This window comes from Xanthomonas sp. BRIP62409, assembly GCF_003992965.1.
GTDB lineage: Bacteria > Pseudomonadota > Gammaproteobacteria > Xanthomonadales > Xanthomonadaceae > Xanthomonas > Xanthomonas euroxanthea.
In genome coordinates this window covers 146,978-171,270 of record NZ_QEZJ01000014.1, presented here as the reverse complement: position 1 = coordinate 171,270, position 24,293 = coordinate 146,978, and the positions used below count along the sequence as shown (strand labels likewise).

Here is a 24,293-nt window from a genome sequence, read left to right as displayed (position 1 = left end):
CAAGAAAACACCTGCAGCGTCGTCATCGCGAAGCTTGAAAACAAGATGGTGAAGCGGCCTGCCTTGACCAGGTCGCGGAAACGACATGCCGAGGCGGCAGCGTGGCCGGGGATTGGCGGAGAGCGGCACTCAGGATGTCCCGCGGCGGCGAGTCAGACAGGATGTCTGACCGAACCGAGGAGCCGATCCCCCGCCGCACTGCCGCCCCTTACCGAAGCCAGCGACTGGCAGCCGCGCGCCTGAGAACCCGACGCTCAGCTCCCTCCACGGACGGATTCACGGCGCATCCCGCGAGCGGCGAGGACACCACGCGCCCTCGACCAACGCGGTCTGGACCATCCAGATGACGTCAGGTGCAGCCTACAAAAGGTAGAGAGAACGCTGAGCCCGCAGCTCAGCCAGTGACTGTCGCCGGCTCGCAATGTTCGACGATCAACTGCACCGCGGTGCCGCCGCGATAATCGTCGCTGACCAGGCGGTACGCCAGCCGCACCATGCGTGCCGGCTCGCTGCCGCGCCAGCCATTGAAGTGGATGGCGTTGAGCGGTTCGGCGCGGCCGGCACAGCGCAGCGTGAGCTTGAGATGGCGCTCCTTGAGCAGGCGCCATTGCAGCACTTCGAATCGGCCATCGAACAGCGGCTCGGGAAAGCCCTGCCCCCACGGCCCGGCCACGCGCAGTGCCTCGGCATGCAGGTGATCGAGCTCGTGCGCGGCCAGTTCGCCGTCGCTGTGCAATTCGGCATGCAGCAACGAGGCGTCCACCATCGTCTGCACCTGGCGCCGGAATGCCTGCTCGAAGGTCGCCAGCGCGGCCTGCTCCAGGCTCAATCCGGCCGCCATCGCATGCCCGCCGAACTTCTGGATCAGGCCCGGGTGGCGCGCGTCCACGGCAGCCAGCACATCGCGGATATGCAGGCCGGGAATCGAACGCGCCGAGCCACGCAGCTGGCTGCTGCCCGGCTCGGCCGGCGCCAATGCAATCACCGGGCGATGCAGCCGGTCCTTGAGCTTGGAGGCGACCAGGCCGATCACGCCGGGATGCCAGTCGGCGTCGAACAGGCACGCGGCGATCGGCAATTCGCCATCGGCATCCAGCACCACCTTGGTGACCGCCTGCTCGGCATCGTCGGTCATCAACTGCTGCACCGCGCGACGCTCGGCGTTGATCTCCTCCAGGGTGCCGGCGATCTCGCGCGCCCGGCTCCAGTCTTCGCTGAGCAGCAGTTCGATGCCCAGGGCCATGTCTTCCAGCCGGCCGGCGGCGTTGAGACGTGGCCCCAATGCAAAGCCGATATCGCTGGCGCTCAGGCGCGCCACGTCGCGGCCGCTGGCATCGATCAGGGCGCGCAGGCCGATGCACCCCTTGCCCTCGCGCAGGCGGCGCAGGCCGGCCGACACCAGCGCACGGTTGTTGGTGTCCAGTGGCACCAGATCGGCGACCGTGCCGACCGCCACCAGGTCCAGCAATACCGACAGATCCGGCTCGGCGCGTTCGGCAAAGGCGCCTTGCGCGCGCAGCACGCCGCGCAAGGCCATCAGCACGTAGAAGATCACCCCGACCCCGGCCAGGGATTTGCTCGGGAAGCGGTCGTTGGCCAGGTTCGGATCGACGATCGCATCGGCCGGCGGCAACACCTCACCAGGCAGGTGATGGTCGGTGACCAGCACCGTCCAGCCACGCGCCTTGGCCGCGGCCACGCCGGCGTGGCAGGCGATGCCGTGATCGACGGTGACCAGCAGATCCGGCTGCAATGCAGCCAGCTCGTCCACCAGCGCAGGCGACAGACCATAGCCATGCACCATGCGATTGGGCACTGCGTGGTGGACATCCAGCGCGCCGAGCATGCGCAAGCCACGCACGCCGACCGCACAGGCGGTGGCGCCATCGCAGTCGAAATCGCCCACCACCAGGATGCGACGCTGCTGTGCGATCGCATCGGCCAGCAGCTCGGCCGCGACATCGCTGTTGTGCAACAACTGCGGTGACAGCAACTGCCCCAGACGCGGCTGCGCGCCCTGCGTATCGGTCACGCCGCGCGCGGCATAGATGCGGCGCAGCAGCGGCAACATGGCATCGGGCCAACTGCCGGCCTGCCCGGGTGGGCGCCGGACGATCCGCGGGGTGGAGGTCATTGCGCCAGCTGTGCCCGCGGCTTGCGCCAGAAACGCCAGCGTTGCGCATGCGTCAGCGACACGGTGTCGCCATCCTGGAAATCCAGCACCAGCCGATCCAGTTCGCCACGCGCCATTGCCGCCAGCAACGGCGCCACCGCGTCGTCGCTGAACTGCTGCAGCGAGCGCAGGTGCCGCAGGTCCACCAATGCGTCCACGCGTTGTTCGCCCTGCGCATCGGCGCCCGCCGCCAGCGCCAGCGCACGCAGCAGCGATTCGCGGCTGCGCACCTGACGGTGCGGCGAGCTCACCGCCTGCGGCAGCACGCCGCCGCCCCAGAACCACAGCGAATTGATCGCCGGTTTGCCGCTGGCCACGCGGCCCTCGTTCCAGGGATGCTGATGCAGCAGCACCTGCGCTTCGGTCAGCAAGGCACGCCAGCGCCGGCCGACCTCGCCGGCCGGCAGATGCTCGAACAGGTCATCGCCGATCGCCAGATCCGGCGGCGCGAAGTCGGGCAGCCTGGCATCCGGCGACAGCCGCAGATACCAGCGCGCAGGCGTGGGCGCATCCAGCAGGAAGCCGGCATCGCCGAACATCGGTTTGAGGATCGGCAACAACACCGCCAGGTCCTCGGCGGTGGGGCCGAGCGCCTCGCCGTAGCCCATCAAGCGGGCGCCCTGCATGTCCGGTACCACGTAGGCCGGATCGGCACGCACCCAGGTCGCACCGGCCGCATCGCCGGCATCGAGCTGGCGGGTCAATGCGGCCACCGGCCACTGCGCAGGCGTCAGCGTGAAGTGGCGCTGCAGCTGCGCCACCTCGCCGGGCTCGACGCTTTGCTGGTCGGCGCGCGCCAGCGCACGCGCCACCGGCGTGTCGCCCAACGCACCGGGCAGGCGGCGTCTTTCCGGCAGCAGCAGCGTTGCAGTGGTCATCGGTCGGTGGGGTCGCTCGATCCCGGCCCGTCAGTCCAGATAGGCAACGCTGACCACTTCGTACTCGCGCTGGCCGGCCGGGGCATCGATGGTGACCGAATCGCCTTCCAGCTTGCCGATCAACGCGCGTGCCAACGGCGAGGAGATCGCGATCATGCCCAGCTTGATGTCCGCCTCCAGATCGCCAACGATCTGGTAGCGCTTCTCTTCGTCGGTCTCGGTGTCGGCCAGCGTCACCGTGGCGCCGAACACGATCTTGTTGCCGGCCGACAGCTTGGTGATGTCGATGATCTCGGCATGCGAGAGCTCGCCTTCCAGCTGCTTGATGCGGCCTTCGATGAAGCTCTGCTGCTCGCGTGCGGCGTGGTATTCGGCGTTTTCCTTCAGATCGCCGTGCGCACGCGCTTCGGCGATCGCGTTGATCACCGCCGGACGCTTGACCGACTTCAGCTGGTCCAGCTCTTCGCGCAGGCGCTGCGCGCCCTTTGCCGTCATGGGTGCTCTCATGCTTCCAGTTCCTTGTGCAGTTCCTGCAGCGACCAGACAGGGCCGGTGCCGCGGAATTCCAGCGAATGCACCAGCGCCTTGGCGCCGGCAACGGTGGTCGAATAGGTCACGCGATGCTGCAACGCTTCACGCCGGATCGAGAACGAATCGGAGATGGCGGCGCGGCCTTCGGTGGTGTTGACGATATACACGATCTCGCCATTCTTGATCGAATCGACGATATGCGGGCGCCCTTCGGCGACCTTGTTGACGATCTCGCAGTTCAGCCCGTTCTGCTGCAGCCAGGCGCCGGTACCGCGCGTGGCGACCAGCGTATAGCCGCGCTCCACCAGGGCCTGCGCCACCGGCAGCACGCGCTGCTTGTCCGGGTCGCGCACCGACACGAACGCCTTGCCCACCGGCGGTGCCTTGATGCCGCCGGCCTCCTGCGCGCGCGCAAACGCGGCGCTGAAGCTGCGGCCCACACCCATCACCTCGCCGGTGGAGCGCATCTCCGGCCCGAGGATCGGGTCCACGCCCTGGAACTTGGCGAACGGGAAGATCGCCTCCTTCACCGAGTAATAGCCCGGCACGATTTCCTTGGTGGCGCCCTGCTCGGCCAGCGTCTTGCCGGCCATGCAGCGCGCGGCGATCTTGGCCAGCGGCATGCCGATCGCCTTGGACACGAACGGCACGGTGCGCGAGGCACGCGGGTTCACTTCCAGCAGGAACACCACGTCGTCGCCGGCCTCGTTTACCTGCACCGCGAACTGGGTGTTCATCAGGCCCACCACGTTCAGGCCTTCGGCCAGCATCACCACCTGGCGACGCAGCTCGGCCTGGGTCTTGGGCGAGAGCGAATACGGCGGCAGCGAGCAGGACGAATCGCCCGAATGCACGCCGGCTTCCTCGATGTGTTCCATCAAGCCGCCGATCAGCACGTTGCCGTCCTTGTCGGCGATGATGTCCACGTCCACTTCCACCGCGTTGTCGAGGAAGCGGTCCAGCAGCACCGGCGAATCGTTGGAGACCTTGACCGCGTCGCGTACATAGCGCGCCAGATCGGATTCGCCGTAGACGATTTCCATCGCGCGGCCGCCGAGCACGTAGCTCGGGCGCACCACCAGCGGGTAGCCGATCTCGCGCGCCAGCACCAGGGCTTCCTCGGCATTGCGGGCAATGCGGTTCGGCGGCTGCTTCAGGCCCAGCTTGTCGACCAGTTGCTGGAAGCGCTCGCGGTCTTCGGCCAGGTCGATCGAATCGGGCGAGGTGCCGATCACCGGCACGCCGTTGGCTTCCAGCGCGCGCGCCAGCTTCAGCGGGGTCTGGCCGCCGTACTGCACGATCACACCCTTGGGTTTTTCCAGCTCGACGATTTCCAGCACGTCTTCCAGCGTCAGCGGCTCGAAGTACAGACGGTCGGAGGTGTCATAGTCGGTGGACACGGTCTCCGGGTTGCAGTTGACCATGATGGTTTCAAAGCCGTCATCGCGCAGCGCCAGCGCCGCATGCACGCAGCAGTAGTCGAACTCGATGCCCTGGCCGATGCGGTTGGGGCCACCGCCAAGGATCATGATCTTGTCGCGATCGGTCGGCAGCGCCTCGCACTCGTCCTCGTAGGTCGAATACAGGTACGCGGTGCTGGTGGCGAATTCGGCAGCGCACGAATCCACGCGCTTGTAGACCGGGCGGACCTTGAGCGCGCGACGCAGCGTGCGCACCGATTCTTCGTTGGTGCCGGTCAGCTCGGCCAGGCGCGCATCGGAGAAACCGGCGCGCTTGAGCGTGCGCAGACGCGCCGCATCCAGTGCCTGCATGCCGTCGTCGGCCAGTTGCTGCTCGTGGCTGATCAGTTCTTCGATCTGATCCAGGAACCAGGGGTCGATGAACGACAGCGCGTAGACATCGGCCACGCTCATGCCGGCGCGGAAGGCATCGGCGACATAGAACAGGCGCTCCGGACCCGGCGCCTTGAGCTCGCGCTTGAGCGCGGCGATATCGTCTTCGCTGCTCAGGTCCAGCCCGGTCGGATCCAGCCCGATCTTGCCGGTTTCCAGCCCACGCAGCGCCTTCTGCAGCGATTCCTGGAAGGTGCGGCCCATCGCCATCACCTCGCCCACCGACTTCATCTGGGTGGTCAGGCGCGCATCGGCCTGCGGGAATTTCTCGAAGGCAAAGCGCGGGATCTTGGTGACGACGTAGTCGATCGACGGCTCGAACGAGGCCGGGGTCAGGCCACCGGTGATCTCGTTCTTCAATTCGTCCAGCGTATAGCCTACCGCCAGCTTGGCGGCGACCTTGGCGATCGGAAAGCCGGTGGCCTTGGACGCCAGCGCCGAGGAACGCGACACGCGCGGATTCATCTCGATCACCACCACGCGGCCGGTGGTCGGGCTGATGCCGAACTGCACGTTGGAACCGCCGGTATCCACACCGATCTTGCGCAGCACCGCGATCGAGGCATCGCGCAGGCGCTGGTATTCCTTGTCGGTGAGCGTCTGCGCCGGTGCCACGGTGATCGAGTCGCCGGTATGCACGCCCATCGGGTCGAGGTTCTCGATCGCGCAGACGATGATGCAGTTGTCCGCGGTGTCGCGGACCACTTCCATCTCGAACTCCTTCCAGCCCAGCACCGACTCTTCCACCAGCACTTCGGTGGTCGGCGACAGTTCCAGGCCACGGCCGACGATCTCGATCAGCTCTTCGCGGTTGTAGGCGATGCCGCCGCCGCTGCCACCCAGGGTGAAGCTGGGGCGGATGATGGTCGGGTAGCCGACGCGGGTCTGGATATCCAGCGCCTCTTCCAGCGTGTGCGCCACTTCGGCCCGGGGGCAATCCAGGCCGATCTCGCCCATCGCCACGCGGAACAGCTCGCGGTCTTCGGCCATGCGGATGGCTTCGCGCTTGGCGCCGATCAGCTCGACGTTGTACTTCTCCAGCACGCCGTGGTCGGCCAGATCCAGCGCGCAGTTCAGCGCGGTTTGCCCGCCCATGGTCGGCAGCAGGGCATCAGGCTTTTCCTTGGCGATGATCTTCTCGACCGTCTGCCAGTTGATCGGCTCGATGTACACCGCATCGGCCATGTCCGGGTCGGTCATGATCGTGGCCGGATTGCTGTTGACCAGCACCACGCGATACCCCTCGTCGCGCAGCGCCTTGCACGCCTGCGCGCCGGAGTAATCGAACTCGCAGGCCTGGCCGATGACGATCGGGCCGGCGCCGATGATCAGGATGGTTTTTAGGTCGGTGCGCTTTGGCATTTCTTTACTCGATTAGGAACATGCGGCGAGCCGCAGGTGCGGAAGAGTGGCCGCGGCGATCGCATCGCGACGCGGCATGATGTTGCATCGACTGCACGGAGCCGAAAGCCGGGGTCATCCGGCGTATCCATAGCCCAGGGCGCGCAGGGTGTTCTGCATCCACTGATGCAGCGCGAACGCGGCGGCGAAGCTGACCAGGAGCAACAGCCAGCCGGTCCCGGAGGTCTTGCCCCAGCGACGCACCTTGTCCGGGTCGGTGTTCTGCATGCGCTGGTGAAAGGATCCTCCTCCAACCACATAGCCGATGCCGAAGACGACACACATCGGCACCAGCAAGGCCAGTTTGATGCCTCCGGGCAGCGTGATCGACGCCACGCCCGCCTGCGCCTGCTGCAGCGGCATCCAGACGCCCCAATAGGCCACGGCGGCGCCCACCAGCAGGATCAGCACACCCATCAACCGGGCGCTCATGCGCGCTTGGCATCCTTGGCCATCAACTCCACAAACCGGTCGAACAACGGCCCCACATCGCGCGGCCCCGGCGAGGCCTCCGGGTGGCCCTGGAACGAGAACGCCGGCGCGTCGGTCAGCGCGATGCCCTGGTTGGTGCCATCGAACAGCGAACGATGGGTCACCCGCACATTGGCCGGCAGCGTGCTTTCATCCACCGCAAAGCCATGGTTCTGCGAGGTGATCATCACCCGCCCGCCGTCCAGATCCTGCACCGGATGGTTGGCGCCGTGATGGCCGGTGGTCATCTTGACCGTGCTGGCGCCGGCGGCCAGCGCCAGCAGCTGATGCCCAAGACAGATGCCGAAGGTCGGCACCTTCTGCGCGACCAGTTCCTTGATCGCGGCGATCGCGTAATCGCAGGGCTCCGGGTCGCCCGGGCCATTGGACAGGAACACGCCATCGGGCTGCATCGCCAGCACCTCGGCCACCGGCGTGCGCGCCGGCACCACGGTGACGTCGCAACCACGGTCGGCCAGCATGCGCAGGATGTTGAGCTTGACGCCGTAGTCATAGGCCACGACCTTGTGCCTCAGCTCGGTGCGCACGAACGTGTCGGAGTTCAGATCCAGCGAGCCTTCCTGCCAGCCGTAGCTGGTCTCGGTGGAAACCACCTTGGCCAGGTCCATGCCCTTCAGGCCGGGGAAGCTGCGCGCGGCTTCCAGCGCCTTGTCGACATCGATCTCGCCGGCCATCAGCGCGCCGTTCTGGGCGCCCTTCTGCCGCAGCAGGCGGGTCAGCTTGCGGGTATCGATGCCGGAAATGGCCACCACACCGCGGGCCTGCAGCCACTCAGGCAGTGCGACTTCGCTGCGCCAGCTGCTGGGGCGACGCGGCACATCGCGCACGATCAGGCCGGCGGCCCAGATCTTGCTGGCCTCGTCATCCTGATCGGTAAAGCCGGTATTGCCGATGTGCGGATAGGTCAGCGTGACCATCTGGCGGGCGTAGGAGGGATCGGTCAGGACTTCCTGGTAACCGGTCATGGCGGTGTTGAACACCACTTCGCCGACGGAAAGCCCGTTGGCGCCTACGGATTCGCCCTCGAACACGGTGCCGTCTTCGAGGACAAGGATTGCGGGTTGGGTCACGTGGGGGTCTCGCTCTGGCTGCCTGGGACTCCGATGCGCTTCCGGCCAAATTCCGGTTGCAGCAAAGCGCGGACGCGGTGCTGGGGACCGGTCCGACGCTGGTTCGGGCAAGCGAGAATTGTAAAGGCAAGTGCCCCGGCATGCCAGCCTGAAGAACGCCGGCTGCCGTGCCGGCATCGCAATGGCGGGATGAATGCGCCACTGCGATCATTCGCCATTCATGCGCGGCGATGCAGCGCTTACAGCACCAGATCGCGCACGCGATAGCTGCCGGGCGGCTTGCCGAGCAGCCGCTTGGCCGCATGCAGGGCACCACGCGCGAAGATGTCGCGGTTGGTCGCGCGGTGCACCAGTTCCACCCGCTCGCCCAGCCCGGTGAACTGCACCGTGTGCTCGCCGACGATGTCGCCGGCGCGCAGGCTGGCAAAGCGCGGCTGCGCGCCACTGCCGGTGGCCGCCTCCCCCAGCGTCAGCGCGGTCCCGGAGGGTGCATCCTGCTTGTGCACGTGGTGGGCTTCGACGATGTCGCAATCCCAGCCCGGCAGGCTGCCGGCGGCACGCTCCACCAGTTCGGTCAGCACCGCAACGCCCAGGCTGAAGTTGGACGCCCACACCAGTGGAATCTGCTGCGCGGCCTCCAGCAAGGCGGCGCGCTGCGCCTCATCCAGACCGGTGGTGCCGGACACCAGCGGTTTGCCGCGCTGCGCGCACAACGCCAGGATCGGCGCGAAGCCCTGCGGCAGGCTGAAGTCGATCGCCACGTCGAAGCTCGGCGCACCGCCGAGCTCGCTGGCGGCGAAATACGGCACGCCGTCTACCACGCGCTGCGAGGGCGCACGCCCCACCACCGCACCGACGACGTGCAAGGCCTCGTCTTCGGCCGCCAGACGCAGCAAGGCCTTGCCCATCCGCCCGGAGGCGCCGTGGATCAGAACTTTCACAGGAGACGTTGTCATGGCGGCAGGCCTAGCTGGGCGATGGGGTTGTACAAGATAGCTGGGAATCGGGAATCGGGAATCGGGAATCGTAAAAGCTGGGATTGGGGGGTCGGGATTGGGGAGTCGTTAAAGCCGGGAATCGGGAATCGGGATTGGGGAGCCGGGAATCGGGATCAGGGACTCGTGAGAGCGGGTGCGGGTGTGCGCGTTTTATGTGCTGTGGCGCTTTGGCTTGGTGGCGTCCGTGGGGTGCGCGTGGTGGTTGGCACACAACGGCGCGAGCGGCCATGGGTCGGTGAGGGCTGCGCCGCTGTACGTTGGTAAGGACGATGAAGACGCATGGCACACGGCCATCATGGCGGCGCCTGGAAGGTGGCGTTTGCCGACTTCGTGACCGCGATTCCCCAATCCCGACTCCCGAATCCCAAATCTCAGCCCTGCAGCTAGCGCGGCTGCGGGCTTTGATTGCGTGCGATGGTGTTGGCGGCTCTCAGTCGCTTGCGCCATGCAGGCGCTTGCTCCAGCTCTCTATTTCGCGGCGTTGCAGGCGGCGTTCGAATAGCGCCCGCCATGACGGCACCAGCGGTAGCTGCAACACTGCGGTGATGGCGGCGGCATCGACATCGCGCGCGTACAACACCTGTTGCAGGCGCGACAGCGGCCACTGCGGGTGCGGCCGCTGCTGCAGCGTCAGCATGTCGCCGGCTGCCACGTCGCCGGGGTGCAGCACGCGGTAATACCAGCCGGTGCGGCCGGTGTCCTGCACGCGGCGCGCCATGTCGCGCAGGCCGAAGCGGTCGGACAGCTTCCAGCACGGCTGACGCAGTTGCGACACTTCCACCACCGCCGTACCCAATGCAAAGCGATCGCCCAGACAGACCTCGGCCTCGGTAAGGCCGACGCTGCTCAGGTTCTCGCCGAACGCGCCGGCCGTCTCCAGCAACGCATGCGCGCCGAGGTCGGCCTGCCAGGCAGCGTAGTGATCGCGCGGATAGTGATGGATCGCCTTGTCCGGCCCGCCATGCACACGCAGGTCGCCCTGCTCGTCACCGTGCAGCCCGTCCGGACCGACGCGCACAGGCCCGCTCACCGCACGCTTGTCGATGGCGCTGCGGCTACCGGGCCGGGTGAAATCGCGTGCGACCCCGATCGCCACGCGGTCGATGCTGACCGCGAGCGCCGGCGCCTGCACGCCACTGGTCTGCGTGCTCACGCGCCCTGCCCGGGCAACTCGGCCAGCGCCTCGCGCAACACCTCACCCAGGACCTGGATGCCGGCATCGATCCTGTCGCCGGGCACGGTGACGAACGACAGCCGCAAGGTATTGACCTGCGGCAAGGTGGCGTAGAACGGCGCGCCCGGCACGAACGCGACATTGCGCGCGATCGCACGCGCCAGCAGCGCGGTGCCGTCCAGCCCGGGCGGCAGGCTCACCCACAGGAACATGCCGCCTTCGGGGCGATTCCATTGCACCTGGGGCGGGAAATGCCGATCCAGGGCCTCCAGCATCAGGCTGCATTGACGCGCATACAGCGCGCGGATCTGCGGGATATGCGTGTCCAGGAAATCGTCCTGCAGCGTCTGGTGGACCACGCGCTGGGTGAACGACGGCGTATGCAGATCGGCCGCCTGTTTGGCCTGGATCAGCTTGCCCAGCACCGCCTCGGGCGCAACCACATAGCCCAGCCGCAAGCCGGGCGCGAGCACCTTGGAGAACGAGCCCATGTAGATCACGCCCTCCGGATTGAGCGACAACAGGCTCGGCAGCGGCCGGCCGCTGTAATACAGCTCGCCATACGGATCGTCTTCGACGATCGGCACGCCCGCTGCCGCTGCGCGCTCCACCAGGGCCTGGCGCCGCGCCAGCGGCAACCGGCGACCGGTGGGGTTCTGGAAATTCGGCAGGCAGTACAGAAAGCGCGCATCGGCCAGCAATGCAGGGTCCAACGCGTCCATCACCACCCCGTCCTCGTCCGAGGGCATGCCGACGAAGCTAGGCTGGAACAGCGAAAACGCCTGCAACGCACCCAGGTAGCTTGGCGTTTCCACCAGCACCTTGCTGCCCTCATCGATGAAGACCTTGCCGAGCAGGTCCAGCCCCTGCTGCGAGCCGGTGGTGATCAGCACCTGGCTGGGCCGGATGCTGGCGCCGTCGCGGCTCAGGCGTGCGGCCACCCAGTCGCGCAGCGGCGCATAGCCTTCGGTGGGGCCGTATTGCAGTGCGGCCTGCGGCGCATCGCGCAGCACCTGATCGCTGGCCGCGCGCATGCGCTCCACCGGAAAGGTGGCCGGCGAGGGCAGCCCGCCGGCGAAGGAAATCACCTCCGGCCGCTCGGTCACCTTGAGGATTTCGCGAATCGCCGAACTGGTCAGCGCCTGCGCACGCCGGGAGATCTGGAAGGAGGTCGTCATGGCCCAAGCATAGCGAAGGCGTATGGACGGCGCGCTGTGCACTGCAGCGTCGGATACGCACCTCGGCCAATGACGGGGTTAGTGCCACACCGACCATCGCCACGCGTGGCGACCTGCTTTCCTGCGTTGCGCTGGCGCTACCGACATTGCCGTGCAGTGCGGTCGATGTCCTCGCGCTGGCGCCTGCCAGCAAGGCGATCGCCACACGTGCATGGCCTTGCACGGAATGTCACCTGTTTCCGCCGACGCAGGCTGCGTGCGCAGGTCGGCTGGGCAGCGAGCCAGATCGGCGCGTGTCGATGACCGGCATCGCGTCCGCGCATCGATGGCACCGCCTTGGCAATGCGGCAGCGATAGTGCCGGCGGCGCCTACTCGTACGCCGGGCCGACCCAGGCCGTGCCTTCGCTGCGTTCGATCAAGGTCTTCCAGCGCTTTCGGATCAGCTTGTCGCGCGAGCGGAAGGTCATGCGCACCCCCGGCAAGCCGAGCGTGGCACGTGTCTCGACCAAGGCCGAGGCTTCATCGGCGGCGATCTCGATCCTGGTGATCGACTGCTTGTAGTCGATCACCTCTTCCGGGTTGGCCACATGACGCATCTGACGCAGCACCTGCGCCCACTCGCCATTGGATTTGCAGTACTGCTCGCGTGTGGTGGTCTGCCGCTGCTGATGCGAATCCATGCGGTACAGCACCACCATTTCGAACGCCGGCGCGGTCATCGCACACAGCGCTTCGCCGTCCTGACCACGCATCGCCTTGTCGTGCGCGGCGTAGAAATCGCGCACCTGCGCTTCGTCCAGCGCATTGCCGCCATAGTTGTAAACACCGGCGACCGCCGCCAGGACCGCCAACAACACCAACAACCGCATCTGCGTCCCCTGCACCACCGCGTCCTGCGGCCGCGCAAGTGTAAGGGATGCAGTGCGTCAGTGACGACGGGGCGGCGTCGGCCCGCAGCTGTCGCAGCCACCACAGGCCGCGGCGTTCTGCGCGGCCGGCGGTGCGACGCGGCGGCCCAGCGCCCGCATCCATGCAGGCCGCCCATCGCGCAACAGGCCGATCGCCACTGCGCCACGCAGGCGCCGCAGCGTGCCGGGGAATTGCTTCTTCATCACCACCCACAGGCTGAGCAACACCGCCAGGGCGATGACCACATATTGCAAGGTGAGCGACAGATCCACCTCAGCCGGCTCCCAGCAGCACGGCCAGCTGGTAGGTCACCAGCGAGGCCAGGTAGGCCAGCGCGAACAGGTACACCGCGCTGATGGTCATCTGCTTCCACGAGTTGGTTTCGCGCTTGATCGTGGCCAGCGTGGAAATGCACATCGGTGCATAGATGTACCAGACCAGCAGCGACAGCGCGGTGGCCAGCGACCAGCCATCGCTGATCAGCGGCGACAGGGCCTGCGCGGCGGCATCGTCGTCGGCAGCCGACAGCGCGTACACCGTCGCCAGCGAGGCAACCGCCACTTCGCGCGCGGCCAGGCCGGGAATCAGCGCGATGCAGATCTGCCAGTTGAAGCCCAGCGGCGCGAAGAAGATCGCCATCGCATGGCCGATGCGCCCGGCGAAGCTGTAATCGATCGCCGGCAAGGTGGCGTCGGCTGGCGCGGCGGGAAACGACAGCAGGAACCACAGCAGGATGGTCAGGGCCAGAATGATGCCGCCGACGCGCTTGAGGAAGATCATCGCACGCTCCCACAGCCCCAGCGCCAGGTCCGGCAGATGCGGCAGGCGGTAGGACGGCAGCTCCAGCATCAACGGATGCTCGCTCTTGTCGCGGCGCCACTTCTTCATCGTCCACGACACCAGCAGTGCGCTGACGATGGCCGCGGCATACAGCGCGAACAGGATCAGGCCTTGCTGGTTGAAGATGCCCCACACGGTTTTTTGCGGAATGAAGGCGCCGATCAGCAGCGCATACACCGGCAACCGCGCCGAACACGTCATCAGGGGCGCGACCATGATGGTGGCGAGCCGGTCGCGTGGGTCCTGGATGCTGCGGGTGGACATGATGCCGGGCACCGCGCAGGCAAAGCTCGACAGCAGCGGAATGAACGAGCGCCCGGACAAACCGGCCGCCGACATCATGCGATCGAGCAGGAAGGCCGCGCGCGGCAGGTAGCCGGACTCCTCCAGCGCCAGGATGAAGGCGAACAGGATCAGGATCTGCGGCAGGAACTTGATCACCCCGCCCAGGCCGGTGATGATGCCGTCCTTGAGCAGGCTGTTGAGCGGACCCTCCGGCAGCGTGGTGCCCACCCACTCGCCCAGCATCGCGGTACCGGCATCGATCAGGTCCATCACTGGGTTGGCCCAGGCGTACACCGCCTGGAAGATCAGGAACATCACCACCGCCAGCGTGACCAGGCCCCAGACCGGATGCAGCAGCCAGCGGTCCAGCGCATCGTCCACCCGCGAGGTGCGCGTGGGCATGGTCACTGCCGCACCCAGGATCTGCCGCACCTGGGCGTGGTAGTTGCCGTCGGCCGGTGGCGTGGCCGACGGCGCGGCCAGGCTGGCCGCCTGCGTATCGAGCCGCTCGACCAGGGCCTTGGCACCGCCGCGGCGCACCGCCACCGTTTCCACCACCGGCACCCCGAGCGCCTGTTCCAGCGCCGGCAGGTCGATGACGATGCCGCGCCGCTGCGCGGCGTCGACCATGTTCAGCGCCACGATCATCGGCCGGCCCAGCTCGCGCAGCTCCAGCGCAAAGCGCAGATGCAGGCGCAGGTTGGTCGCATCCATCACGCACACCAGCACGTCAGGCGCAGGCTCACCGGGATAGAAGCCGCGGCACAGGTCGCGGGTGATCGCTTCATCCAGGCTGGCCGGCTGCAGGCTGTAGGCGCCCGGCAGATCCAGCACCGCGAAGTCGCGCCCGGACGGCGCACGGAAATGCCCTTCCTTGCGTTCGACGGTGACGCCGGTGTAATTGGCGACCTTCTGCCGGCTGCCGGTCAGCTGGTTGAACAGTGCGGTCTTGCCACTGTTGGGGTTGCCGACCAGCGCCAGACGCATGGGGACGGTTGCGGTGCTCATGCCTGCGCTCCATCGACGCGCACCTGCACGCGGGCGGCCTCGCTGCGCCGCAGGGCGAACCGCGTGTAACCGACCTGCACCAGCAAGGGTTCGCGCCCGACCGGACCGGTCGCCAGTACCGTGACTTCCTCGCCAGCGACAAAGCCCAGTTCGCGCAGCCGCCTGGCGATCGTGTCGTTGGGCAGACGCTCCTCCACGGATTCCACGATGGCGGCGCGATGCAGAGGCATGTCGGACAACGTCACAAAGACGGCCTGATTGTTAGGAATGGTTCTCAATTCTAGCATCGACGCACCGCGTCATGGCTCGGCCGACCCGTGCCACTATCATGGTTCGCATCCCATTCATGGACGTTGACGCAATGCAGGACACCGGCTTGATCGTGGAGGACCAGGGAGCGGTCCGTACGTTACGTCTGCACCGCCCGGCGGTGCATAACGCCTTCGATGCGACCTTGATCAGCGCGCTCACCGACGCCTTGCAGCAGGCCGGCCGGGCAGCGCAGATCCGGGTGGTGGTGATCACCGGTGCCGGCGCCGCGTTCTCTGCGGGCGCCGACCTGAACTGGATGCGCGGCATGGCCGGCGCCAGCGAGGCCGACAACGCGGCCGATGCGCTCGCCCTGGCGCGCCTGATGCGCACGCTGGACGAACTGCCCAAGCCGACCATCGCGCGCGTCAACGGCGCGGCGTTCGGCGGGGGCGTGGGCCTGGTGGCGTGCTGCGATATCGCCATCGGTTGCACCGAGGCGCGCTTCGGGCTGACCGAGAGCAAGCTCGGCCTGCTGCCGGCGGTCATTTCGCCGTACGTGATCGCGGCGATCGGCGCGCGCCAGGCGCGGCGCTGGTTCGCCACTGCCGAGATCTTCGACGCGGCCACCGCGCAGTTGCTGGGCCTGCTGCATCAACTGGTCACCGCCGACCAACTGGATATCGCGGTGGAGCGCCAGGTCCGCCTGTTGCTGGCGGCCGCGCCACTGGCGGCCGCCAGCGCCAAGGCCTTGGTGCGCGCGGCGCTGCCGCCGACCGACCGCGACGCCATCGACGCCGCCAACGCCGCGTGGATCGCACGCCTGCGCGTTTCCCCGGAAGGCCAGGAAGGCCTGGGTGCCTTCCTCGACAAGCGCAGCCCGGCCTGGTTGCCGGAGGGTGCGGCATGAGCGACTTCGTGCGCATTGTCGAAGTCGGCCCGCGCGATGGCCTGCAGAACGAAGCCACACCGATCGCCACCGCCGACAAGATCGCGCTGATCGACCGACTCTCCGCGACCGGACTGCGCAGCATCGAGGCGACCAGCTTCGTCAGCCCGCGCTGGGTGCCGCAACTGGCCGACGCGGCCGAGGTGTTCGCCGGCATCACCCAGGCGCCGGGCATCGCCTATCCGGTGCTGGTGCCCAACCTGCAGGGCTATGCGCGCGCGCGCGCCGCCGGTGCACGGGAAGTGGCGGTGTTCACCGCGGCGTCGGAAGCCTTCAATCGCACCAATACCAACGCCGGCATCGACGAATCGATCGAACGCTTTCGCCCGATCCTGGAACAGGCCGCCCTCGACGGCGTGCGCGTGCGCGGTTACGTCTCCACCGTACTGGGCTGCCCGTACCAGGGCGAGGTGCCGGTGGCCGACGTGGTCGATGTCGCGCAACGGCTGTACACGCTGGGCTGCTACGAGATTTCGCTGGGCGACACCATCGGCGTGGGCACACCGGGCAAGGCACGCCAGATGCTGGCCGCCGTGGCGCAGGCGGTGCCGATGCCGGCATTGGCAGTGCACTTCCACGACACCTATGGCCAGGCGCTGGCCAATATCGCCGCCTGCCTGGAGCAAGGCGTGCGCGTGGTCGATGCGGCGGTGTCCGGGGCCGGCGGCTGCCCCTACGCCAAGGGCGCCAGCGGCAATGTCGCCAGCGAAGACGTGGTGTACCTGCTGCACGGGCTGGGCATGCCGACCGGCATCGACCTGCCTGCCCTCGCCGACACCGGCCGCTGGCTGGCGCAGTTGCTCGGCCGCCAGACCGGCAGCAAGGTCGGCAAGGCCCTGGCGGCCGCCGACTGAGGCGCCAGTCCGGCATGCCACCGTCGCCGCGCCCGCTCCATTCCAGGATCAGTCGCGCTAACGCTTCGGCTAGAATCGCCGGCTGCGTCGTCACCCGTTCGCCGGCCGGCATCACCGGCCTCCAGTATCTCCGAGGAACCACCGCATGCAGCCTTCTTCTGTTCTTGCCATCGTCACCGGCGGCGTTTCCGGCCTGGGCCTGGCCGTGGCGCAGCGCATCGTGGCCGATGGCGGCAAGGTCGCGCTGTTCGACGTCAACGCCGACAAGGCCGACGCGGCGCTGGCGCTGCTCGGTGCGGGCAACGCACTGTATGTCGCCACCGATGTCACCGACGAGGCGCAGGTTGCCGCCAACGTGGCGCAGGCCGCGCAGGCGCTGGGCGGGCTCAACCTGGTGGTGAATTGCGCCGGCATCCTGGGCTCGGGCCGGGTGCTCGGCAAGGAAGCGCCGATGCCGCTGGCGACCTTCCGCACCACCGTGCTGGTCAACCTGGTCGGCAGCTTCAACGTGGCCAAGGCCGCGGCCGACGTGATGCAACACAACCATGCCGGCGACGACGGCGAGCGCGGCGTGATCATCAACACCGCCTCGGTGGCCGCCTACGAAGGCCAGATCGGCCAGGCCGCCTATGCCGCCAGCAAGGGCGGCGTGGTCGGCATGACCTTACCGATGGCACGCGAACTGGCGCGCTTCGGCATCCGCGTGATGACGATCGCTCCGGGCGTGTTCTGGACCCCGATGGTGGACGGCATGCCCGAGGCGGTGCAGCAATCGCTGGCCGCGGCGATCCCGTTCCCCTCGCGCCTGGGCCAACCCGACGAATATGCCGACACCGTCGCCTTCATCCTGCGCAATCGCTATCTCAATGGCGAGGTGATTCGCCTGGACGGCGGCGTGCGCCTGGCACCCAAGTAGCCGGGATTGGTGAGTCGGGATTGGGGATTCGCAACGGCAACCGCCGCCTGCAACCCAGCCGCACTTGCCAATCCCAAATCCCCAATCCCAAATCTCCGACTTATATCCATGAAAGCCAACGACATCAAGAAAGGCAACGTCGTCGAATACAACGGCGGCATTTACCAGATCCGCGACATCGAGCGCAGCTCGCCGCAGGGCCGCGGCGGCAATGTGCGCTTCCGCTTCATCATGTACAGCGTGCCGGGCGGTGTGAAAACCGACGCCAGCTTCGACGCCGACGACAACCTGCCGGAAGTGGAACTGCTGCGTCGCCTGTCCACGTTCTCGTACAAGGATGGCGAGGCGTTCGTGTTCATGGACGACGAAGACTTCACGCCGTACACGCTGGATGCGGAGGTGATCGGCACCGACGCCGGCTACATCACCGACGGGCTGACCGGCATCTACGTGCAGGTGATCGACGACCAGCCGGTGGCCGTGCAACTGCCGCAGACGGTGACGCTGGAAGTGATCGAAACCCCGCCCGAACTCAAGGGCGGCACCGCCACCAAGCGGCCCAAGCCGGCCAAGCTCAACACCGGCCTGGAAATCATGGTGCCCGAGTACATCACCAACGGTGAGCGCGTGCTGGTCAACACCACCACCGGCGAATTCGCGGGCCGCGCCGACTGATGCGCACGCCGGTCGTGGTCCTTGCGCTGGGGCTGTTGGCCGCCTGCACGGGGCAACCGGCTACGGCGCCGACGTCCGCAGCCACGCCCGCGCCGGTGGCCTGCACCGACGCCAAGGTGGACGCGGAGTGGCTGCAACATCCGCCCGGCCTGTGCGGCATGCCGGAGGATGTGCGCACGCTGGTGGAGGACTACGACACCTGCGAGCACTTCGCGGGCGAGGAGCCGTACGACGCCGATCGTCGCCACGAAATCGACGTGGCGATCGCGCAGTTCTGCACGCCGGCACCGGCACGGCTTGCAAGGCTGATGCAGCAGTACCGCAACAACGCGCAGGTCAGCGACTGGCTGCGCAGGTATTCGGTGCAGGCGGATCTGCAACCGACTGGCTGAGGAGCGCTGGCTGGTGTGACAGGTGCCAGCTGGCGCATGCGTCGTCCCTGGCCGGAGCACTGGAAACTGGGACTTGCAGCTGCAGACAACAGCGCATCCCTTCCCCCATCGGGAGAAGGTGGCGCAAAGCGCCGGATGAGGGGACGGGCGAAGCCTCATGCAGTTGGACCTCTACGAGAGCTTCGCCCCGTCCCTTGACCCCAATCCCCGCTCCGCGCGCCGGTGACGCGCACGCCCGGCCTTCTCGCCCCGCAGGGAGAGGGGCCGGTACCGCCCTCCCCCGCGTAGTCCGAACCGCTATTGCGCCTGCAGAGGTATCCGCATCCCTGACCGCAGTTTGTCGGCAGCCGCATCACCCCGCGCTAGCCCGCGCAGGCGGGCGCGCAGACGTTGCACATTTGCCTCGCCCTGCTCCAATCCAGTGCGGACCTCGGCCGGCAGTTGCTGCCGCCCCAGTGCCTGCAGCTGTTTCCAGCCGTCGACCAGTACGCCGGTTTCCTGCGCCACGCGCGCGCTCAGGTCCAGCTGCTCGTCTGCTTGCGGCAGTCCGTAGCCGGCGCTGCCCAACAGCGTGGCCGGGTGACTGAGCTGGGCCTGCCGCGCAAATAGTGATTGCAGTTGACCCTGCACCGGGTCACGCCCGGCTGCGCCGGGTGTCAGCAGGCGCTTGAGCGCATCGCGTGCCAGCAACTCCTGGCGGCGCAACGCGGCCTGTTCCAGCAACAACGCTGCAGCCGTCTCGCGCAGACCGCCGCGCTCGAACCATTGCGCACGTGCGTCCGGCCGCGCGTCCAGCCATTGCTCCACGCTGGTCTGCGGCAGCGGCAGGCCGCGCCGGATCACCTCGAACATGGCCTGGTAATGCGCCGCCGCCGACTCGAAGTAATAGCCTTGGCGAGTCGCCTGCGCACGGTCGTCCAGCACCTGCAGGTCGGCGATGCCGGCACGGTGCAGCCGCTGGCGCACGCCGCGCGGGGTGATCGACGACAGCCCGGCCGCGGCCAGCCGCGGCACGCCGTCGTGCAGGAGCTTGAAAGTCTCCACCGCGCAATTGTTGCCAATGAAGTAGTAGCGCCCGTCGTAACTCCAGTGCACCTGCGCGGCGCGTGCGAGCAGCGCGGCGATCTCCTCGGGCGTGAGCTTCAGCGGCACCGACGACAGGGCACGCAGCTCCACCTTGGTGTATTCGTCGACCACCTGATTCAAGGGCAATACGAACAGCCGCGAAGGATACGCGCCGGTCAGCCCGCGCCAGCTGGAAATCTGCACATCGCCGACGAAGGCGCGGAACGACAGCACGCGGTGATACTGCAGATCCAGACGGCAATCGGGGCCGGGCGCACGGCCAGGGGCGCAGATCACCAGACGCAGCATGCTGTGGCCCCAGCGGCTCATCGGCTGCGCATTGCCCTCGGCCAGCAGGTAATCCACCGAATACACCCGCGATGGATCCAGTGCCAGCAATGACATTGCGCCGGCATCGTTGTCGGCCTGCAGATACGGCAGCGCCGCCTCGCAGCGCGTTGCATCGGGCATGGCGCCAACCTGCTCGGCAAACCAGGCCGCCAGCGCCGGACGCCGGCAGTGGTAATCGGCATCGAGCACGTAGTGTTCGAGATTCACCGCGACGAATTCGGCCGGGCTGCGGCGTTCGTAATCGTCGGGGCTGCGATCGCTGAACCGGTTTGCGCCACGCCCGATCCGCCAGGGACGCACCTGCCAGCCAGCCAGGTCGCGCAGGCGCGGGGCACGCGACAGGCCACCGTGCGCACCACGGTCCAGCACGTGCGCCAGTTCGTGCACCACCGCCGCCATCGCCGCGCGCGTGGCCGGTGCACCGGGGTCGGCCTGCGCAGCGGCAGCCTGCGTGCTCCACGCATCCAGCAGCGCACGATCGAGCAGGATGCGCCGGCCGATCGCGCGGCCATGCACGTGTGCCGGCAAATCCGTATGCCACTGCAGCTGGATCGGTGCGTCGATACGCTGCATCCAGGCCGGCGGCAGGCGCTGCGCAACCTGCTGCACCAAGGCACGCGAAGCCTCGATCTGCGCCGCCGACAGGCCCTGCGGATCGACATCGACGCGTGGTTCGGCCTGCACCGCCGGTGCGATCGCTGCAGCCAGCCACAGCCACCAGCACCGGCGTGGAGAACTCACTGGCCCAGGATGGACTGCGCCAGTTCCAGGTCGCTGGACAGCCGCGCTGCATCGCTACGGCTGCGCAGCTGCATCAGCGCCGCTTCCAGACGCACGCCGCGGATCGCGCCATTGCTGGCGACAAAGCCGGCCGCATCTTCGCGTGCGTCGGCCACCACCTTGTCGTCGCCGGAACTGCTGCCGGAGGAATTGGACGAACCGGCCGACGATGCGCCGGCCGAGGTCCCGGCCAAGCTGGAGGCAACGGCTGCCAGCGGCAGCAGCGTCAGGGCGCAAAACACGAGGGAGCGCATCATTGGCGTATCGATTCCATGTGAAGGTGGTGAAAGACTAACCGGCACGTGCAGCGGCAGGCGCGTCGTCGATCTCGAACAGCTTGCCGGGATTCAGCAAAAGATGAGGGTCGAGCACATGCTTGATCCCGCGCATCAAGGCGATCTCCTCGGCCGAGCGCGTGCTCCACAGGTAGGCCTTCTTGACCAGGCCGATGCCGTGTTCGGCAGAGATGCTGCCGCCAAAACGCTGCAAGGCCTGCGCCAGCAACTTGGTCACCTGGTCGCAGGCCGCGACGAAATCGGCCTGGCTGGTGCCATCGGGCTTGAGCACGTTGATATGCAGGTTGCCATCGCCGATATGGCCGAACCACACCACATCGAAATGCGGATACGCATCGTGCAGCAGCGCCTGGGTTTCGGCCAGGAATGCCGGCATCACCGAGATGCGCACCGACACGTCGTTCTTGTAGGGCGTGTAGCGCGCCAGCGCCTCGGTGATGCCTTCGCGCAGTCGCCACAGTTGCGCGGCCTGCGCATCGCTCTGGCTGATCACCCCGTCGCTGACCCAGCCCTGCTCCATGCAGGTCTCGAATGCCGCCATCGCCGCGGCTTCCTGCGCCGCGTCGCCGGCGGCGAATTCGGTGACCACGTAGTACGGATGCACCTGCGCAAACGGTGCCTGCGCGCCGTGCGCCAGCACGTGCTCCAGTGCGCGGTCGGTAAAGAATTCGAACGCCTCCAGCCGCAGCTTCGCGCGGAAGGCGGCGAACACCTGCATCAGCACCTCGAACGAGGGCAGCGCCAGCAGCATCACGTTGCTGGGCGGCGGCGGGTCGGTCAATCGCAGCGTCGCTTCGACCACCACACCGAGCGTGCCTTCGGAGCCGATCAGCAGATGGCGGAAATCGTAGCCGCTGGAATTCTTCACCAGCGCATTGTTGAGTTCGAGCAGTTCGCCGGCACCGGTGACCACCTTCAGGCCGGCCACCCATTCGCGGGTGTTGCCGTAGCGGATCACGCGGATGCCGCCGGCATTGGTGGCGATGTTGCCGCCGATCGAGCAGGAACCGCGTGCGGCAAAGTCCACCGGATACACCAGCCCATGCTCGCGCGCGGTGTTGTGCACCGCCTCCAGCGGCATGCCGGCCTGGACGGTGAGCGTGCGATCCACCGCGTTGAACTCCAGCGGCTTGTTCAGGCGCTCCAGGCTCAGCACCAGCTCACCGTTGGCGGCCACCGCGCCGCCGGAGAGGCCGGTGCGCCCGCCCGAAGGCACTACCGCCACCGCATGCGCATTTGCCCAGCGCAGCACCGCCTGCACCTCGTCCACCGAGCCGGGCAAGGCGATCGCAAGCGGGTTGGGCGTCCAGCGCCGCGTCCAGTCGCGGCCGTAGTGTTCCAGGTCGGCCGGCTCGGTCTTCAAACGCAACGCGGGCACGGCCTGTTGCAACGAAAGGATGCGGGGATCGGTCATGGCACACGGCGCTGCGGTAGGAACCGCACAGCGTGCCAGTGCGCGCCAGCCTCGTCCAGCTGCACGGCATGCGGCCGAGGCGGTGTTGGATTCAGCTGAAACCGTTGCACCGCAAGGACTTTGCCTGCGCAAACACTGCGTTGCGACCGCCCCATCGCGTAGCCCATCTGGCATAGTTGCCGGCCCGATTGCTGCAATGCGCTCCCCCATGTCGCCGAAGAGAACCTCGTTTCCCAAGCAGGACATCCGCGTCCTGTTGCTGGAAGGCATCAGCCAGACCGCCGTGGATGTGTTCCGCGCCGCCGGTTATTCGCAGATCGAGCTGCACGCCAAATCGTTGCCGGAAGATGAGTTGATCGCCCGCATCGCCGAGGCGCATATCGTCGGCATCCGCTCGCGCACGCAGTTGAGCGCGCAGGTGCTGGCACATGCCAAGCGGTTGATCGCGGTGGGCTGCTTTTGCATCGGCACCAACCAGGTCGACCTGGATGCGGCCGAACTGGCCGGCATCCCGGTGTTCAACGCGCCCTACTCCAATACCCGCAGCGTGGCCGAGCTGGTCATCGCCGAAGCGATCCTGCTGTTGCGCGGCATCCCGCAGAAGAATGCCCAATGCCATCGCGGTGGGTGGTCCAAGTCGGCCGCCGGCAGCCACGAAACGCGCGGCAAGGTGCTGGGCATCGTCGGTTACGGGCATATCGGCACCCAGGTCGGCGTGCTGGCCGAGTCGCTGGGCATGCAGGTGATCTTCCACGACATCGAAACCAAGCTGTCGCTGGGCAACGCGCGTGCGGCGATCGACCTGGACGACCTGCTGGCACGCGCGGACGTGGTGACCCTGCATGTGCCGGAGACGCCGTCGACCAAGGACATGATCGGCGCGGCGGAAATCGCGCGCATGAAACACGGCGCGCACCTGATCAACGCCTCGCGTGGCACCGTGATCGACATCGACGCTCTGGACGCGGCGCTGAGCTCCGGCCAGATCGGCGGCGCGGCGGTGGACGTGTTCCCGATCGAGCCCAAGGGCAACGGCGACGCGTTCGAATCCCCGTTGACCGCACACGACAACGTGATCCTGACCCCGCACGTGGGCGGCAGCACGCTGGAAGCGCAGGACAATATCGGTGTCGAAGTGGCCGCCAAGCTGGTGCGCTACAGCGACAACGGCAGCACCCTGTCGGCAGTGAACTTCCCCGAGGTCACCCTGCCCGAGCATCCCGACAGCCTGCGCCTGTTGCACATCCACCGCAACGTGCCGGGCGTGCTGTCCAAGATCAACGAACTGTTCTCGCGCCACAACGTCAACATCGACGGCCAGTTCCTGCGCACCGATGCCAAGGTGGGCTACGTGGTGATCGACGTCAGCGCCAGCGAGGCGCAGGCCACCGCGCTGAAGGAAGGCCTGGCGTTGATCGAGGGGACCTTGCGGACGCGGATCTTGTATTGATCTGTTGATGCACGCGCGGCCCTCATCCGCGGCCCTCATCCGGCGCTTTGCGCCACCTTCTCCCGCAAGCGGGAGAAGCAAGTGCAGGTCACCCTGCTCCCGGGAGCTCCC

Annotated in this window: 22 protein-coding genes; 6 read left to right on the top strand and 16 right to left on the bottom strand. The window is 67.4% G+C overall.

Going from position 1 to position 24,293, the window contains the following annotated elements:
- Positions 1-394: 394 nt before the first annotated feature.
- From recJ to EO170_RS04165, 13 genes are all read right to left on the bottom strand, one after another.
- Entirely contained in the window at positions 395-2,134 is a 1,740-nt protein-coding gene (gene recJ / locus EO170_RS04230; RefSeq protein ID WP_126942699.1) for a single-stranded-DNA-specific exonuclease RecJ, read from the bottom strand.
- Positions 2,131-3,051 (bottom strand): phosphoglycerate mutase, encoded by a 921-nt coding sequence (locus EO170_RS04225; protein ID WP_126942696.1) that lies wholly within the window; start codon positions 3,049-3,051, stop codon positions 2,131-2,133. The genes recJ and EO170_RS04225 overlap by 4 nt, the downstream gene beginning before the upstream one ends.
- 30 nt (positions 3,052-3,081) lie before the next feature.
- Positions 3,082-3,546: a transcription elongation factor GreA gene (greA, locus tag EO170_RS04220; RefSeq protein ID WP_016903166.1), complete on the bottom strand. Its 465-nt coding sequence runs from the start codon at positions 3,544-3,546 to the stop codon at positions 3,082-3,084.
- Positions 3,547-3,554: 8 nt separating this feature from the next.
- On the bottom strand, positions 3,555-6,797 hold the full coding sequence (carB, locus tag EO170_RS04215) for a carbamoyl-phosphate synthase large subunit (RefSeq protein WP_104585271.1): 3,243 nt from the start codon (positions 6,795-6,797) through the stop codon (positions 3,555-3,557).
- A 114-nt stretch (positions 6,798-6,911) separates the two neighbouring features.
- On the bottom strand, positions 6,912-7,253 hold the full coding sequence (locus tag EO170_RS04210) for a hypothetical protein (protein ID WP_232087973.1): 342 nt from the start codon (positions 7,251-7,253) through the stop codon (positions 6,912-6,914).
- Between the two features lie 11 nt (positions 7,254-7,264).
- Positions 7,265-8,398 (bottom strand): glutamine-hydrolyzing carbamoyl-phosphate synthase small subunit, encoded by a 1,134-nt coding sequence (carA, locus tag EO170_RS04205; RefSeq protein WP_126942693.1) that lies wholly within the window; start codon positions 8,396-8,398, stop codon positions 7,265-7,267.
- Between the two features lie 239 nt (positions 8,399-8,637).
- Positions 8,638-9,354, bottom strand: a complete 717-nt coding sequence (gene dapB / locus EO170_RS04200; RefSeq protein WP_104585275.1) for a 4-hydroxy-tetrahydrodipicolinate reductase — start codon at positions 9,352-9,354, stop codon at positions 8,638-8,640.
- A 472-nt stretch (positions 9,355-9,826) separates the two neighbouring features.
- Positions 9,827-10,549 (bottom strand): MOSC domain-containing protein, encoded by a 723-nt coding sequence (locus EO170_RS04190; protein WP_126942690.1) that lies wholly within the window; start codon positions 10,547-10,549, stop codon positions 9,827-9,829.
- Complete coding sequence (locus tag EO170_RS04185) at positions 10,546-11,748, bottom strand: PLP-dependent aminotransferase family protein (RefSeq protein WP_126942687.1); 1,203 nt, start codon at positions 11,746-11,748, stop codon at positions 10,546-10,548. The genes EO170_RS04190 and EO170_RS04185 overlap by 4 nt, the downstream gene beginning before the upstream one ends.
- Positions 11,749-12,117: 369 nt before the next feature.
- Positions 12,118-12,618, bottom strand: a complete 501-nt coding sequence (locus tag EO170_RS04180; protein WP_119128885.1) for an autotransporter outer membrane beta-barrel domain-containing protein — start codon at positions 12,616-12,618, stop codon at positions 12,118-12,120.
- A gap of 57 nt (positions 12,619-12,675) precedes the next feature.
- A complete protein-coding gene (locus EO170_RS04175; RefSeq protein WP_016904924.1) occupies positions 12,676-12,930 on the bottom strand; it encodes a DUF6587 family protein in 255 nt (84 codons plus the stop codon).
- Position 12,931: 1 nt separating this feature from the next.
- Complete coding sequence (locus tag EO170_RS04170) at positions 12,932-14,791, bottom strand: ferrous iron transporter B (protein WP_104648642.1); 1,860 nt, start codon at positions 14,789-14,791, stop codon at positions 12,932-12,934.
- On the bottom strand, positions 14,788-15,036 hold the full coding sequence (locus tag EO170_RS04165; RefSeq protein WP_104585288.1) for a FeoA family protein: 249 nt from the start codon (positions 15,034-15,036) through the stop codon (positions 14,788-14,790). The genes EO170_RS04170 and EO170_RS04165 overlap by 4 nt, the downstream gene beginning before the upstream one ends.
- Positions 15,037-15,152: 116 nt before the next feature.
- On the opposite strand from EO170_RS04165, the gene EO170_RS04160 reads away from it, so the two are divergent.
- From EO170_RS04160 to EO170_RS04140, 5 genes are all read left to right on the top strand, one after another.
- The gene (locus EO170_RS04160) at positions 15,153-15,950 is read left to right on the top strand and encodes an enoyl-CoA hydratase-related protein (protein WP_115676862.1); all 798 of its coding nucleotides are present in this window, start codon (positions 15,153-15,155) and stop codon (positions 15,948-15,950) included.
- On the top strand, positions 15,947-16,843 hold the full coding sequence (locus tag EO170_RS04155; RefSeq protein ID WP_016904356.1) for a hydroxymethylglutaryl-CoA lyase: 897 nt from the start codon (positions 15,947-15,949) through the stop codon (positions 16,841-16,843). Before EO170_RS04160 ends, EO170_RS04155 begins: the two co-directional genes overlap by 4 nt.
- 145 nt (positions 16,844-16,988) lie before the next feature.
- A complete protein-coding gene (locus tag EO170_RS04150) occupies positions 16,989-17,759 on the top strand; it encodes an SDR family NAD(P)-dependent oxidoreductase (RefSeq protein WP_104648639.1) in 771 nt (256 codons plus the stop codon).
- Positions 17,760-17,867: 108 nt separating this feature from the next.
- Entirely contained in the window at positions 17,868-18,434 is a 567-nt protein-coding gene (gene yeiP / locus EO170_RS04145; protein ID WP_115676860.1) for an elongation factor P-like protein YeiP, read from the top strand.
- On the top strand, positions 18,434-18,826 hold the full coding sequence (locus tag EO170_RS04140; RefSeq protein ID WP_126942684.1) for a hypothetical protein: 393 nt from the start codon (positions 18,434-18,436) through the stop codon (positions 18,824-18,826). The genes yeiP and EO170_RS04140 overlap by 1 nt, the downstream gene beginning before the upstream one ends.
- Before the next feature lie 297 nt (positions 18,827-19,123).
- Here EO170_RS04140 and EO170_RS04135 read toward each other — a convergent pair whose 3' ends face one another.
- From EO170_RS04135 to EO170_RS04125, 3 genes are read right to left on the bottom strand one after another with little or no spacing between them, the layout of a single operon-like run.
- Positions 19,124-20,983, bottom strand: coding sequence for a DUF4105 domain-containing protein (locus EO170_RS04135; RefSeq protein WP_126942681.1), 1,860 nt, complete (start codon positions 20,981-20,983; stop codon positions 19,124-19,126).
- A complete protein-coding gene (locus EO170_RS04130; protein ID WP_126942678.1) occupies positions 20,980-21,279 on the bottom strand; it encodes a DUF2388 domain-containing protein in 300 nt (99 codons plus the stop codon). Before EO170_RS04130 ends, EO170_RS04135 begins: the two co-directional genes overlap by 4 nt.
- A gap of 34 nt (positions 21,280-21,313) precedes the next feature.
- Positions 21,314-22,732, bottom strand: a complete 1,419-nt coding sequence (locus tag EO170_RS04125) for an FAD-binding oxidoreductase (RefSeq protein ID WP_126942675.1) — start codon at positions 22,730-22,732, stop codon at positions 21,314-21,316.
- A gap of 208 nt (positions 22,733-22,940) precedes the next feature.
- Here EO170_RS04125 and serA point away from each other — a divergent pair, with 208 nt between their 5' ends.
- Positions 22,941-24,182, top strand: coding sequence for a phosphoglycerate dehydrogenase (gene serA, locus EO170_RS04120; RefSeq protein WP_119128833.1), 1,242 nt, complete (start codon positions 22,941-22,943; stop codon positions 24,180-24,182).
- The last annotated feature ends 111 nt before the right edge of the window (positions 24,183-24,293 follow it).